Annotated in this window: 10 protein-coding genes; 4 read left to right on the top strand and 6 right to left on the bottom strand. The window is 70.2% G+C overall.

What is annotated here, in order from left to right; genetic code table 11:
- Nucleotides 1–7 precede the first annotated feature (7 nt).
- Nucleotides 8–1633: a benzoate-CoA ligase family protein gene (locus tag OHA17_RS37940; RefSeq protein WP_406510311.1), complete on the bottom strand. Its 1626-nt coding sequence runs from the start codon at nucleotides 1631–1633 to the stop codon at nucleotides 8–10.
- Nucleotides 1634–1776: 143 nt separating this feature from the next.
- Nucleotides 1777–2244 carry an ATP-binding protein gene (locus OHA17_RS37935; RefSeq protein WP_406510310.1) on the bottom strand — a complete coding sequence of 156 codons (468 nt, stop codon included), beginning with the start codon at nucleotides 2242–2244 and terminating at the stop codon, nucleotides 1777–1779.
- Between the two features lie 308 nt (nucleotides 2245–2552).
- Between OHA17_RS37935 and OHA17_RS37930 the strand changes: the two genes are divergently transcribed.
- Nucleotides 2553–3521 (top strand): alpha/beta hydrolase fold domain-containing protein, encoded by a 969-nt coding sequence (locus OHA17_RS37930; RefSeq protein ID WP_406510309.1) that lies wholly within the window; start codon nucleotides 2553–2555, stop codon nucleotides 3519–3521.
- 103 nt (nucleotides 3522–3624) lie between these two features.
- On the opposite strand, the gene OHA17_RS37925 is transcribed toward OHA17_RS37930, so the two are convergent.
- Together OHA17_RS37925 and OHA17_RS37920 are read right to left on the bottom strand one after the other, a co-directional pair.
- Nucleotides 3625–4632 carry a LacI family DNA-binding transcriptional regulator gene (locus OHA17_RS37925; protein WP_406510308.1) on the bottom strand — a complete coding sequence of 336 codons (1008 nt, stop codon included), beginning with the start codon at nucleotides 4630–4632 and terminating at the stop codon, nucleotides 3625–3627.
- A gap of 196 nt (nucleotides 4633–4828) precedes the next feature.
- The gene (locus tag OHA17_RS37920; RefSeq protein WP_406510307.1) at nucleotides 4829–6379 is read right to left on the bottom strand and encodes a carboxylesterase/lipase family protein; all 1551 of its coding nucleotides are present in this window, start codon (nucleotides 6377–6379) and stop codon (nucleotides 4829–4831) included.
- A gap of 419 nt (nucleotides 6380–6798) precedes the next feature.
- Between OHA17_RS37920 and OHA17_RS37915 the strand changes: the two genes are divergently transcribed.
- Genes OHA17_RS37915 through OHA17_RS37905 form a run of 3 tightly spaced genes read left to right on the top strand, consistent with a single transcriptional unit; the run spans nucleotide 6799 to nucleotide 10661 of the window.
- Nucleotides 6799–8058: an MFS transporter gene (locus OHA17_RS37915; protein ID WP_406510306.1), complete on the top strand. Its 1260-nt coding sequence runs from the start codon at nucleotides 6799–6801 to the stop codon at nucleotides 8056–8058.
- A gap of 44 nt (nucleotides 8059–8102) precedes the next feature.
- A complete protein-coding gene (gene surE / locus OHA17_RS37910) occupies nucleotides 8103–9008 on the top strand; it encodes a 5'/3'-nucleotidase SurE (RefSeq protein ID WP_406510305.1) in 906 nt (301 codons plus the stop codon).
- Nucleotides 9009–9041: 33 nt separating this feature from the next.
- A complete protein-coding gene (locus OHA17_RS37905) occupies nucleotides 9042–10661 on the top strand; it encodes a carboxylesterase/lipase family protein (protein ID WP_406510304.1) in 1620 nt (539 codons plus the stop codon).
- A 21-nt stretch (nucleotides 10662–10682) separates the two neighbouring features.
- On the opposite strand, the gene OHA17_RS37900 is transcribed toward OHA17_RS37905, so the two are convergent.
- Nucleotides 10683–11732 carry an alpha/beta hydrolase gene (locus OHA17_RS37900; RefSeq protein ID WP_406510303.1) on the bottom strand — a complete coding sequence of 350 codons (1050 nt, stop codon included), beginning with the start codon at nucleotides 11730–11732 and terminating at the stop codon, nucleotides 10683–10685.
- 151 nt (nucleotides 11733–11883) lie between these two features.
- Nucleotides 11884–14355: a penicillin acylase family protein gene (locus OHA17_RS37895; protein ID WP_406510302.1), complete on the bottom strand. Its 2472-nt coding sequence runs from the start codon at nucleotides 14353–14355 to the stop codon at nucleotides 11884–11886.
- Nucleotides 14356–14397: the final 42 nt, after the last annotated feature.

Here is a 14397-nt window from a genome sequence, read left to right as displayed (position 1 = left end):
GCGCGCCCTAGCCGGCAGCGCGCGCGGCCCGCTCGCGCAGGGCGCCGCGCCGGAGCTTTCCGTTGCTGGTGCGCGGGAGTTCGGCGACGAACTCGACGGCGCGCGGGTACTTGTAGGGCGCGATGGTCTGCTTGACGTGGTTCTGGAGTTCCTTGACGGCGACCTCGTCGGGGGCAACACCCGCACGCAGGACCACGTACGCCTTGACGATCATTCCGCGCCTGTCGTCGGGCGCTCCGACGACACCGCACTCCAGGACGTAGGGGTGCGTGACGAGCGCCTTCTCGACTTCGGGACCGGCGACGTTGTAGCCGGAGGTGACGATCATGTCGTCGCTGCGGGCCACGTACCAGAAGTAGCCGTCCCGGTCCCGTACGTAGGTGTCGCCCGTGATGTTCCAGCCGTTCCTGACGTAGGCGGTCTGGCGCGGGTCGTCGAGGTAGCGGCAGCCGGTGGGGCCGGTGACCGCGAGGAGGCCGGGTTCCCCGTCGGGCACGGGATCGCCCGCCTCGTCGACGATTTTCGCCCGGTAGCCGGGGACCGGCTTGCCGGTGGCGCCGGGCCGGATGGCGTCGTCCGCCGCCGAGATGAACACATGGAGCATCTCGGTGGCACCGATGCCGTCGATGACGCGTACGCCCGTCGCGGCGCGGAACTCCTCCCAGACCTGGGCGGGCATGGCCTCTCCGGCCGATACGCACCGGCGCAGGCCCGCCAGGCGGTCGGCCACTCCGGCCGCCAGCATCGCCCGGTAGGCGGTGGGTGCGGTGAACAGCACGGTGACGCCGTGCTCCGCGACGAGGTCGGCAAGGCGTTCCGGCGAGGCCTGCTCGATCAGCAGCGTCGCCGCCCCCACATGGAGCGGGAAGACCACCAGACCGCCGAGCCCGAAGGTGAAGGCCAGCGGCGGTGTCCCGGTGAACACATCGTCCTGACGTGGTTTCAGGACGTGCCGCGAGAAGGTGTCGGCATTGGCGAGTACGTCGCGGTGGAAGTGCAGGGTCGCCTTGGGCCGTCCCGTCGTGCCGGACGTGAAGGCGATCAGGGCGACGTCGTCGGCGGCGGTGACGACGTTCGAGAAGGTGCCCTCCTTGGTCTCGCAGCGCCGCACCAAGTCGTCGTCGCCGTCTCCGCCGTAGGCGAGGACGGGCAGGCCCGGCGTGTCCGCGGCGCCCAGTTCGCCGACGTAGCGGTGGTCGCACAGGGCGACGGCGGGGCGGCTGATGTCGTGCAGTTGGGCGAGCTCGGCGGCGCGCAGCAGCGGCATCGTCGTGACGGCGACACCACCCGCCTTGAGCACCCCGAACCAGGCCGCCACGAGCCACGGGTTGTTGGGGCCGCGCAGCAGGACTCGGTTTCCGGGGCGCAGTCCGAAGTCCTCGACGAGGACCCGTGCCACTTGATTGGCGCGCCGCAGGAGGTCGCCGTAGCTCCAGCAACCGGCGGGCGTCAGCAGGCACGGCCGGTCGGCACCCCAGCGTTCGATGGCATCGTCGAGCAGATGCTGGGCACAGTTGAGGCGGTCCGGATACGCCAACTCCGGCAGGTCGTAGTGCAGTTGGGGCCAGAGGTGGAAGGCGGGGAGCCGGTCGCGGCAGAACGTGTCCACATGGGCGGACGGGGAGAGCTCCATGGGGCGCACCTCAATCTCGGGGGCAGCAGAGGGAGTGGAGCCAGTATGGCGCTAAAATGGCGACCGTCAATCTTTCGCGATAGAGATTTTTACTGACGGTGCGTCACACAGAATCCGGCGACCGAGGGCCCGGCGCCGAGAAGTCACACAGCGGGGACGCGAATCCCGACGACCTTGCCCGCACCGACGGGGAACGCCACCAGGCCCCCACCGGCCTCGGCGGCGAGCAGGCCGACGATCATGAGTCCGCGACCACCCTCGGCCTCGACATCGCCGCCCTGGCCGAAATCCGGCAGAGCGGGATCGCCGTCGGCCACCTCGAACCGCAGCCAGCCGCCGCCGAGCGCGAGCGTGGCACTCAGCCGGCTCGTGACCGCACCGGCATGACATACGGCGTTCGTGACGAGCTCACTCGCGGCGAGGAGCAGCAGCTCCCCGCGTTCCGGCGCGACGCGCCAGTCATCGAGGACGACACGGACCGACACGCGGAGCCTCGGGACGACGGCGACCGTCGGTCGCGCCACCCAGCGGGCGCGGCGACAGCCCGGCGACGAGGGCCGCGGGACACTCACGCGCCGGGCGGGTATGGGAATGGGGATGGTGTTGAGCATGGCGAACTCCCCTACGAGGAGGGTGATGGCATCCGCTGTTCACTCGTGTAACTGCCCGCGATCGAGTCCTTGGGGTTTCCCTGGAGTTGATGCATAATGCGTCGCAAGGCATTTCGTTACACGTGTAACACCCTAGAGGCTTCATTCGATCCTGGCAAGGCATTTCGGACATACGCCGCATGAGCTCGAAGCGCGGTCCGAAGGCCGAGGAGTCTCGGCCCGGCGCCCGCGCCGACGTGACCACCTGGCACGACGCCTGTGCGCCACGTCGCCCACCGGCCCCACACCCAGCAGAAAGAGGCGGACACATGACGCAATCCCCGGCAGTGGCCCAGCAGCCCCCGGCCGACCCGGCGGCCGGGCCCGGTCTCGAATGGCCGCCGCCCCCCTTTCGCACCCCCGCCCCGCCCCGGGTCGGGCAGGACGGGGTGCGCGGCTTCGGCGGCGTGACGTATGCGACCACCCCCGGCTACCGGCCCCGGCTGCTCGACGTGCACGTACCGCCCGGCGACGGCCCGGTCCCGGCGGTGGTGTGGATCCACGGCGGCGGCTGGCTGGAGGGCGACCGCCGCTACCCGCCGCCGACCGTGCCCGTCGAGCTGCTGCACGGCGCGGTCCTGCGGGCGGGCCTCGCCCTCGTCAGCGTCGACTACCGGCACAGCCTGGAAGCCCCGTTCCCGGCACAACTGCACGACGTGAAGGCCGCCATCCGGTACGTGCGGCGCTTCGCCGACGCCTTCGGCATCGACAAGGACCGCATCGGCGTCTGGGGCGAGTCGGCCGGAGGCCATCTGGCCGCCCTCGCCGGGCTCGCCCGCCCGGACAGCGGCGACGGCGGAGCGCTGGAGGGGACCGAAGGGGTGCGCGACGAGGACAGCGGAGTGCTGGCCGTGGTCGACTGGTACGGGGTGTCCGAGATCGGCTCGCTGCTCGCGCATCCCCTGCCGCCCTCCCCGCCCGGCACCGAGTACCCCAACCCGTTCAGCGCGCTCCTGGGCGGCTCGCCCGAACAGCACCCCGAGCTGGCCCGCGCCGCCAGCCCCGTCACCTACGCGGGCCCCGCGACGCCGCCGCCATTCCTCCTGATCCACGGAACGCGGGACGGCCTCGTGCCGTACAGCCAGAGCGAGGTCCTCGCCGAGGCGCTCGAACGGGCCGGCGGCGACGTCACGCTCCAGCCGGTGGACGGCGCGGACCACATCTTCCTCGGCGCCCCCGACGTGACGCCGATCGTCACGGAGAGCGTCGCCTTCCTCGCCCGCCATTTGGGCGCCTGAGCGCAGCCGGAGGTCCCGCGTGGAACGGCGGTTCCGCGCGGGACCTCCCGCTCACCGGCATTCGACTGCCCCAACTGCACGTGTCAGACAGGGATGCGAGACGTCACGAGGACTGACGGTGAATCAGCATGGGCTCCACGCCCGGCATCTCGGGCGCGGTGCCCGTGTCGACCAGCTCGTGCAGCATGTCCGCGATCCGTCCGGGCTCGGGCAGGTCGAGACGTACGGTGGTGAGCGCGGGCCGTTCGAGCGCGGCGAGCACCAGGTCGTCACAGCCGACGACAGCCACGTCCTCAGGGACGGAAATGCCCTCGTCCTGGAGCGCGCGCACGAGCAGCGCCGCGTACTCGTCGTTGTAGGCGAACACTCCGTCCAGGCCCAACTCCCGCCAGCAGCTGGCTAGTTCAGCGGCGGATTCCCGGGTGTAGGCCATCTCGACCGCACTGACGCTCGCCCTGCTGCGGGCCGCGACGCTCTCGGCGCCGGCCAGGCGCGGCCGGGCGAAGGTGTCGAGGCCGCGCTCCTTCGGCATCACGACACCGATGGTGGTCCGCCCCCGGGAGACGAGGTGTTCGGCGGCGAGCGCACCGATGCGGGCATGGTCGAAGGCGATGGTGTGGACGCCCTCCACCGGGCGGGCGGCGAAGGCCACCACCGCGCGCACCCCGGCCCGGCGCAGCACCGTGGCGGCCTCGGCGGTGAGGCTGCCGCCGTCGAGGGCGACCACGGCCGCCGGACGCAGCTCGGCCCAGGCGCGGGCGGCGCCGACCGCGTCGGGAAAGCGTCCGGCGTGCAGCACGGTGGTGTATCCGTGCCGTTCGAGTTCGCTGTGCAGATCGTCGAGCCAGGTGCTGACCAGGCGGCCGACCGCCGAGACGGACGCCGGCATCAGCACCAGGTTGCTGCGCCCCGCGCGCAGCGACCGGGCGGCGGCGTGCGGAACGTAGCCCAGCTGGTCGGCCGCTGCGCGCACGCGGGCCCGCGTGCTGTCGCTGACACGGTGCGCCTGGGTGTCGTTGAGTACGAAGGAAACGGTGGCCCGCGACACTCCGGCCAGGCGCGCGACGTCCGCGCTCGTGACGGCCGCCCGCGCGGTCAGCTCCTCGGCCATGGCGCCCTTCCCTGGTTGTCACCGGTCGCCCCGACCAGTACCAACCAAGGTTACACGCGTTACACCGAGAGGGCAGCGGTGTCCGGTTCCGCACACGTGCCGACCGGTACCGCTCCCCCACCGGTCGGCCTGAGTTCACACGTGTAACGACTCACCTTGCACCCGGTCCGGGCACGCATGGCCTCGTCGCCCGATGTCACTCGCGCGCCGATGCCCGTCCGTACAGGCGGCGCACCTGCTCCGCGAGGTCGTCCACGGGCGCGGTGGCCGAGCCGAAGCGCATCGTGGTGCGGGTGTCCACGCCGTAGCGCTTCCACTCGGGCATGGCCGCGTGGTTCGGGTCGCCGGTCCGGATGAACGAGATCCAGGCACGGTGCATCGCGTCCGCCAGTCCGCGCTCCGCGACCGGGTCGATCCCCTCGGCCAGTGGCGCGTGGGCCCAGCCGGCCAGGTTGTCGAAGACGAAGGGGAGCTCCAGGCAGTGGGCGGCGGCGAACACGCCATCTTGTGCGGGCGCCGGGAAGGCGAACTCGTAGACCCAGACGGGGTGCCCCAACTCCGCTCTGGATTCGGCCAGTTGGACGCCGGGTGCCCGGAACAGTTCGTCGGTGATGAGGTCCATGAGCACGTCCACCGGCCGGGCGCCGGGCCGGGCCCGCTCGTACGCGTCGTACACCTCGGCGCCCGCCGCGGGGAAGGTCTCGGCGACCCGCGCGACCACCTGTTCGCGGGTGGCCGACGCGTAGCCCTCATCCAGGGCGAAGCCGAAGTTGGCCTCGTCCCGGGTCCAGCCGACGAGTACGTCGATGTCGGTCGCGGCGCCGTGAAGGAGGGTCGTCGCGGGATGGCGGAACAGGGTGACGCCGTCGCGCACGGGCAGGAAGGGGGTGGGCCAGTATCCCCAGCGCGCGGTGCGGGCGAACAGTCCTCCGGCGGCCTCCAGCAGCCGCGGCCAGGGCAGTTCGCGGAGTTCGTCGACGCTCTTCACCCCGGCCGCCTCCAGGAAGGCATCTTCGCGCTGCCGGTATTCGTCGCGCGTCGGGATGCTCAGACCGAGGGGCGGGCTCTGGAGGATGACCCGCTGGAACAGGCCCTGCGCTTCGGGGTGTCCGGCCAGGGCGGCGGCGGAGACGGCGCCGCCCGACTGGCCGGCGACCGTGATGCGGTCCGGGTCACCGCCGAAGTGCGCGATGTTGTCGCGGACCCAGCGCAGCGCGGCGAGTTGGTCCGTGAGCCAGAGGTTGGCGGGCTCGTCGTCAGCCTCCCCGTCCTGGCCGAAGGACAGGTAACCGAGCGGTCCGATGCGGTAGTTGAGGGTGACGACCACCAAGTCGCCGTCGCGCGCGAAGGTCTCGCCGGAGTAGATGGGCAGCGACCCGGAGCCCGAGACGAAGCCACCGCCGTGGATCCAGACCAGCACGGGCCGCTTGGCGTCGTCGACCGCCGGGGTCCACACGTTGAGCGTCAGGCAGTCCTCGTCGAACGGCGGGCTTCCGTGACCGCCCAGGACCGGGTCACAGCCCTCCAGGAACATCTGCGGCGCGCTGGGGCCGTACGCGGTCGCGTCCCGAGTTCCGTCCCAGCCCGGGTGCGGCCGCGCGGGGCGCCACCTGAGCTCGCCCACCGGCGGCGCGGCGTACGGCACCCCTTTGAAGGCGACGACTCCCCCCTCGCCTGCGGCGGCACCGCGCAACCGACCGGCCGGCAGCCGGACGACGGGCGAGACCTCACCTGATGCATCAGCCATGGACATTCCTTCCAACAGCCACCCGCCACCGTGCACGATTCAACAGCCGAGCGGGCGTCGCGTAACTCTGCCGTTCGTCACTAAAGCTGCATACTCCTGTCGACGCAAGGGTAACCCGCCAGTAGCTACACGTGTAACAACAAGAGAGTGAACCGACGGTCACGATTCCCGCCTCAAACCCTCCACACCCCTATTCACGGCGCCGCTCCTGGTGCTACACAATCCCTACCGCCGAGCCTTACACGTGTAACGCACTATCTGGAACACCGGTGCCCGCCTCCTCCCTGCGGCGCATCCCGAATTCCCGCGTCACACCGTCCTTCGCCGGTTTCCCCCTCCACTCCGTCCCCCAGGAGTCGACATGCATCCCCTCATCCACCGCTCGGCGGACCGCCCGCCCACTCCCGCCGGAGGTCGTCGTGACCACCGGTGAACTGATCGGGCCGCAGGCGTCCGAAGCGGCCGAGCCGCACAAGCGCGGCCTCATGCTGCTGCTCCTCCTCGCCAACTCCTCCATGCTGGCCGTGTACATGGGAGTCGGTTCCGTGCTGCTCCCGACCCAGATCGCCGAGATCGACCCGGCGAACAAGGTCGCCGTCCTGGGCGTCGTGGGCGGGGTCAGCGCGGTGTTCGCCACCGCGTTCAACCCGATCGCCGGCGCCCTCTCGGACCGTACGGGACGCCGCAATCCATGGATCCTGGGCGGCGCACTCGCCTCACTGGCGCTGCTCGCGTTCCTGGGCAGCGTGCACACGGCGCTGCTTGTCGGCATCGGGTGGTGCCTGGTGCAGGCGACAATGAACGTCTACCAGGCCGCGGTCACCGCCGTCGTGCCGGACCGCATCCCCGTGGCGCGCCGCGGCACCGCCTCCGCGCTGGTCGGACTCGGGCTGCCGATCGGCGGCACGGCCGGAGTGCTGATCGCCTCGCAGACGTCCGGCCAGCCCAGGCTCGGCTACCTGGTGCTGGGAGCCTTGGCGGCCGGCGCGGCGGTGCTGCTCACCTCCCGCTGCCCCGATGTGCCCACGGGTGCGCCCGCCACGTCCCCCACGCCCGCCGTGGCCATGCCCCGGCGCGAACGGATCGCGGCGTTCCTGTCCGCGCTGTCCCACCACGACTTCCGGTGGGCGTTCATCGGGCGGGCCCTGATGGTGCTCGGCTACTTCTCCGTCGTGGGCTACCAGCTGTACATCCTGGACGACCACATCGCGCTGCCCGCGAGCCTCGACCCTCCCACCGCGATGGCGATCCTCACCCCCGTGGCGATGGCCTCGATGGCCGTCTCGACCATGGTGGGAGGCTTCCTCTCGGACCGCTGGAACCGGCGCAAGATCTTCGTCGCGATGTCGGCCGCGCTCGCCGGTCTTGTGATGGCCGTCCCCGTGATCAGCCCGACCTGGACCGGCATGATCGTCTTTTCCGCGCTCAACGGTCTCGCCTTCGGCTGCTTCATGGCGGTGGACACCGCCGTGGTGACACTCGTGCTGCCCCGCGCCGAGGACGCCGCACGCGACATGGGTGTCCTCAACATCGCGAACGCCGGACCGCAGATCGTCGCCCCGTTCGTCGCCTCCGCCGTGGTGACCGCGCTCGGCGGCTACACCCCGCTGTTCCTCTTCGGCGGCGCGCTGTCCCTCCTGGGCGCCCTGGCGATCCTCCCGATCCGCGGCGTGCGCTGACCTTCAACTCCCCTTCCCCTACCGCCTGTTCAAAGGAGCACACCATGAGGCACAAACACGCTCTGCCCGTCGCGGCCCTGCTGCTGGGTACGTCCGCCCTGGCCGGTACGGTGCCGGCGACCGCCGCCGCGCACGACAAGGCGTCCGCGCCACTGCGAATCCTGCTGACCAACGACGACGGCTACGACGCACCCGGCATCCGTCTCATGTTCCAGCGGCTCACCTCCGCCGGGTACGACGTCACCATCGTCGCCCCGCTCACCAATCAGAGCGGTGCGGGAACGAAGATGATGAGCGCCACCACGGTGACGGTCAGACATCCCGAGCCGCGGGTGTGGGCCGTGGACGGCACGCCGGGCGACGCGGTGTCCTTCGGGCTCGCGGAGGTGTTCGCCGGCCGGGCCCCCGATCTGGTGATTTCCGGAACCAACTTCGGCCCCAACGTGGCCGGCCTCGCCACGCACTCCGGGACCGTCGGCGGCGCCGTGGCAGCCCTGGAGAGCGGCGTGCCCGCGATCGCGGTGAGCACCGGCGGGCTCGCGGTCCCGGTGCCGCAACTCGTCCTCAACGCCATGCGCCCCACCAACGACTTCACGGTCAAGCTCATCGACCGGCTGCGGGCTCACGCGAAGCACGGGCCGCTGCTCCCGCCCGGCGTGGGCCTCAACGTCGACCACCCCGTGATCGGCCCGGACGGCACGGGCACCGCCCGCGGTGCAGCCATCACCACCCAGGATCCGCAGTCCTTCCTCAAGGCGGACTACACGGACTCCGGTGACGGCACCTGGAAGGTCGACGTCAAGGTGGTCCCCCAGCCCGCCGAGAAGGGCAGTGACGCGGAGGCGGTCGCCGCCGACAAGGTGTCGATCACTCCCATCTCCCCCAACTGGAACACCGGCCCGTCCGGGTTCGCCGACACCGCGGCACTCCTCGCGGGCCTGCGCCCCTAAGGCCTTGGTGAAGACGACAACACTGGAGGAGAAGTGAAGAGGTCGCGCACGACCCGCCGCTCAGCAGTCCTGGCTCTGGCGCTCACGGTGGCAACCCTGGGCACCCAGTTCCTCACCGCCCCGACGGCCCCGGCGGCCCCGGCGGCCCCCGCCCCCGTACGTCCCGTCGTGACCACCGGCCACGGCCGCCTCGCCGGTCAACTGCACGACGGGGCCGATGAGTTCCTCGGCATTCCGTATGCCGCGCCGCCCGTGGGCAACCTGCGGTTCCGCCCGCCCCAGCAGCCCGCGCGGTGGAGCGGGACGCGGGATGCCACCCGACAGGCTCCCGCCTGCACGCAGTTCTCTCCGTTCGGGCTGCGGGACCCGCAGGACACCAGTGAGGACTGCCTCTACCTGGACGTCTACCGGCCGCGGAACACCCCGCCCGGGGCCCGCCTCCCGGTCCTCTTCTGGATGCACGGCGGCGCGTACAGCCAGGGGACGGGCACCCAGTTCGGCGGCCGGACCATGGCCGACAGCACCGGCAGCATCGTCGTGAGCATCAACTACCGGCTCGGTCAGCTCGGTTACCTCGCCGTCCCGGAACTCACCCGCGACAACACTCTCGGTTCGGGCTCGTACGGGCTGATGGACCAGATCGCGGCACTCGGCTGGACCCGTGACAACATCCGCGCGTTCGGCGGAGACCCGGCCGGCGTCACCATCTGGGGTCAGTCCGCGGGCAGCGCATCGGTCTGCGCGATGCTCGCGTCGCCGCACGCGACCGGCTTGTTCTCGCACGCCATCCTGCAGAGCGGGCCCTGCTCGCTCATCCCCGCCCCCAGCGCCGCCCGGAAGGCCGACGACGACCGGGCGTACGCGGCCGGGGCGGGCTGCCCCGACGCCGCGACAAGAGCCGCGTGCCTGCGCGCACTCTCCCCCGCCGAGCTCGTCGCGGCCGCGCGGACCCGCCCGACGCAAGGACCCGCGTTCGGTGACGGGCTGCTGCCCGCGCAACCGTCCGAGGCCATCTCAGCGGGCACCTGGAACAAGGTGCCGGTCGTGATCGGCAGCACCCGGTCCGAGAGCCGCTTCTTCGTCGCCCTCACCCAGCCGCACCTCACGGCGCAGGAGTACACCGAGCAGATCACGGCCACGTACGGCCAGGCGGCCCCACAAGTACTGGCCCGCTATCCGCTGTCCGCCTACCCCTCCCCGTACGAGGCGATGTCGGCACTGCTCACCGACTCCACCTTCGCCTGCCAGACGTACGTCACCGCACGCACGCTCTCGGCCCAAGTGCCCACCTACGTCTACGAGTTCGACGACCCGGACTCCCCCACGCTGTACGGGGCTCAGGTCCCGGGCCTCGACATGGCCAACGGCCACAGCGCCGACCTCGCCTACCTGCACGACTTCAGCATGGCCGACCGGCCGCTGACCCCGGCTCAGGCGGCGTTCGGCGACCGCTTGAAACTCCGCTGGGGAGCGTTCGCCCGCACCGGGAATCCCAACGTGCCGGGCGGGACGAGGTGGCCCACCACCGGCCCACACCACACGGTCCTCGTCCTCAACCCGCGGAACACCCACCCGTCAACCACCTTCGCGGCCGACCACCAATGCGCCTTCTGGGCCGACCTGCCCACACCCGATCCCCTGGCCGGCCCCTGATCCGCGCTTATTGACGGCTCGTCAGGAAGCGAAGGACCTCTCCAGGCGGGGGATCAGGTCTCGGAGGTCCTGTTCCCAGCAGCCGCCGTTGTGGCCGCCGTTGCACTGGGAGCCCCAGGCGGCGCCGTCGCCGTAGTCCACGTAGTAGTACGACATGCCGAGCGCGTCCATGCGGTCCTTGACGTGTTTCGACGCGCCTTCGAGCCAGAACTCGGGCTCGATGGCCGAGCCGCGTCCGTTGCCCACGTAGATGGAGACCCCGACTCCCTTGAGCTTGTCCATGTGTTGGGACGGGTCGACCTCGTTCCACCGCCAGTCGGCGTTGAACACCGGGTAGGGCGAGCCGAACAGGGCATCGCTGTCCACGCCGGGCTTGTAGGGGTCGTTGTTGGGGTCGCAGACGCCGGAGGACGAGCCGCAGATCACGCCCTGCGCGTCGATGAGGGAGGCGACCGTGGCGAGGCGCAGGTCCATGGAGTCGGCCGACATGTCGATGTCTCCCGACAGGGACGCGGTCTGGCTGAAGAGCTCGGGGTGGTCCTGGGCGTAGTGGAAGGCTCCGAACCCGCCCATGGAGACGCCGGCTATGGCCCGGGCCTTCTTGGTGTTGATGGTGCGCAGGTTGGCGTCGATGAACGGAATCACCTGCTTGAGGTGGAAGTTCTCCCAGTTCTGCGCTCCGGCCGCGGTGTTCTGGTTGAGCCAGTTCGCGTACCAGCCCCGCGCGCCGCCGTCCGGGATGACGGTGATCATCGAGTTCGAGGTGGTCAGCGCCGGATACGTCTGCTGGACGGGGTCGTCGGGGGAGCCGTGCAGGAAGTACAGCACCGGGTAGCGTCTGGCCGGATCGTCGTAGTAGCCGCTCGGCAGAATGATTTTGATGTGGTGCTTGCCCGCGACCTCGGGCGTGGTCACGGTGATGTAGAAGTTGGTGGGACCGCCGGTCGCCGTGTCGACCTGGGTCAGGCCGAACCCGTCCGTCATCGGCGGTGGTGTGGTGCGGTCGGCGGCTTGCGCCGAACCTGCCGGCAGGGCCGTTGCCACCAGGGCGGCCATCAAGGCCACCACCATGCGCCATCCACTCGATTTCCTCAGCACAGCAAGCCCCCTCGTGAGCGTTGTCGTCGTGCGGCGCGGAACTTATCGGGAGGCGATGACATCCCGATGAAATGGCACGCCGGAGACCGTCGTCGAGACCCCGGCGTGCCGTTGCGTCCCGGTCTCAGTCCAGGACCTTGACCTCCAAGGACGGCGACGCCGCGATCTGGTCCTCCGTGAACCGCTCGGTCACCCACTGGCCGGCCGAGAACAGCTTGGTCTGATCGGCGTAGTGCGGCGAGTTCGGGTTGGCCGACTGGGAGTAGGCGAGGACCGAGGACGTCTGGGGCGGGCCGTCGGCGGTGAACCGCACCTCCTGTATGAAGCTCGACCCGAACGTGATGTCCAGCTTGCCGTCGACCACACCAGGAGTGACCACGTTCAGCACTCCGAGTTCACTGATCGAGCCGTGGATCGGGATCTGCTCGCCGTTGCGGGTGATCTTCTGGACGTCCGACAGCGGTGCGTTCAGCGGAATTCCCGCGTTGCGCAGCGCGAGCACCGCCCGGCCGAACGCGTCGCGCACGGCGGAGCTAGTGGAATCGAGCGAATTGGGCGTGTGCACCGGGTCCTTGGGGTCGAAGGGAACCCGCCACGGCAGCTTCTCGGCCGCCTGCCCGTTGAGCAGGAAGGCCCAGTAGTTCTCGAACAGCCAGGATCCCCGGCTGTCCGCCGAGTAGTCGTGGTCCTTCCAGGCGGCCAGGATCGGGCACGCCTCGCTCACGTTGACCAGGTTGCCGTCCACGAGGATGAGCCCGAAGGGGACGTTCTGACACATCGTCACCGTGGCGTCGAGGGCCAGGTCGGCCGCGCGGCTGTTGTCGGCGAACAGCAACTGCCGCATGTTCTCCGGTGTGAAGCCCCGGCCGGGCAGCCCGTCGGTGCCGTTGATCCGGTTCTGCGCGGTCAGGATCAACTCCTGGGTACGCAGCGACCGGGGCGCCGCCGCGTCGCCCATCACCCTGGGGTACGACAGCGGCTGCTCGGGGTTGGCGAGCCAGGCGCTGTCGTTGGCGTTGCCCACGAAGTCGGACCGGATCAGGCGTGGCTGCTTGTGCGGGTCGAGCAGTCCCGGCGCGACCGCGTTCGGGTCGTCGGGCCAGTCGCACGCGCCGCGCTTGCCGTCGAAGATGGAGATCGGCGGCACGTTCGGCAGCCGCAGTGCCTGGTTCCACAGCAGTTTGCCGGTCTCGGTGAGGCACGACTGGGCGTGCTCGTCGGTGATGTTCGGGGTGGCCTGGATGTCCGCGTACAGGGCGTTGCCCTTGCGGTCGGAGGCGACGGTGTTGAAGAAGGGGATGCCCTCCGTGGTCTCCAGGGTGTTCACGACGTCATTGACGTCCTTGGTCTGGTCGAGGTGGAACCAGGTGTTCATGGCCCGCAGGTTGTCCATGTTCACGTCGCGTACCGCGTGCGCGCTGACCACCCAGGGCAGTGGGACGCCCTGCATGGATGTGGTGATCGGGCCGTAGCGGGTGGACCACAACGTCCTGCTGACCTTGCCCATGGAGCCGTCGGCGTTCCGTACGTCCACAGTGACCTGCTGCGAGGTCATCTTCTGCCAGGTGCCGTCGACCAGGTAGTTGGTCGGGTTCAGCGGGTCCACCTGCACGTCGAAGAGTCCGAACGGAGCCACCGTGGCGATGGTGTGGCTCCAGGCGACGTCGTCGTTGTGCCCGATGTTCACCGCGGGGAGTCCGAGCAGGCTGCCCCCGGAGACATTGACCTTTCCCGGGATCGTCAACTGGCTCTGCCACATGCGGTTCTTGCCCTGCCACGGGAAGTGCGGGTTGGCCAGCATCATGCTGGTGCCCTGGGACACACCCTGCGAACCGACCGCCAACGCGTTGCTGCCCATGCTCTGTTGACGGCTGGCGGCCATCGCGTCGCGGATCTTCTTCGCGGTCTCCTCGGGTGAGGGCGCCTTCGGTGCGGGTGCCTTGGGCGCGGCGGCCGACGCCCCTGGTGGCTGGGCGGTCACCTCGCCATTCAGCAGCGGATCGGCGCTGCCCATGATGATCTCGGCGTGCGCGTGCCGGTAGACGTCCAGCTCCGTGATCGGCTTCACCCAGGCCGCGCCGCGGCAGGCCGGGTCGGAGATGTTGTCCACGCCCGTCTCGGCCAGGTATCTGTTGTATCCCTGGACGTAGCCGCGAATGGCCTCTTTGACCTCCGGCTCGGGGCCGTTGGGAGCGGGCTGGTCGAGCAGCCGCTCCACCACCCGGTTGTCGTTGATGCGCTGGAAGTACAGGTCGCTGTTGAGGTTGGTGGTGTTCTGTGTCTCGCCCGGGCTCGCGTTGCCGTCGGGTCCCAGATAGCGGGACCTCTGGGCGTTGACCATCAGATAGGTGTCGGCCAGGGTGCAGATGTTGTCCTTGGCGGCGGCGTACCCGTAGCCCGTGCCCAGTCCCTCCCAGTTCGAGGCGATGATGTGCGGGATTCCGTATTCGGTGTAACGGATCGTCGGCTTGTCCGGGCCCTGTGCGGCGGCCGACGACCCGGCGCCGGGCGACCCGGCGGCCGTCATCGTGCTGATCACCGCCACCGCGGCCGTGACCGCCATCGGCAGCCTCGCTCTGAATCTCCTCCGCGCCATCGAGCCGTCCTTCCCCTGTGATCCAGGCCCTCGCCTGAACGC

This window comes from Streptomyces sp. NBC_00212 (assembly GCF_045206365.1).
In the GTDB taxonomy this organism is placed as follows: Bacteria; Actinomycetota; Actinomycetes; order Streptomycetales; family Streptomycetaceae; genus Streptomyces.
Note: the sequence above shows the minus strand (reverse complement) of the source record. Positions and strands in the feature narration are given on the sequence as shown.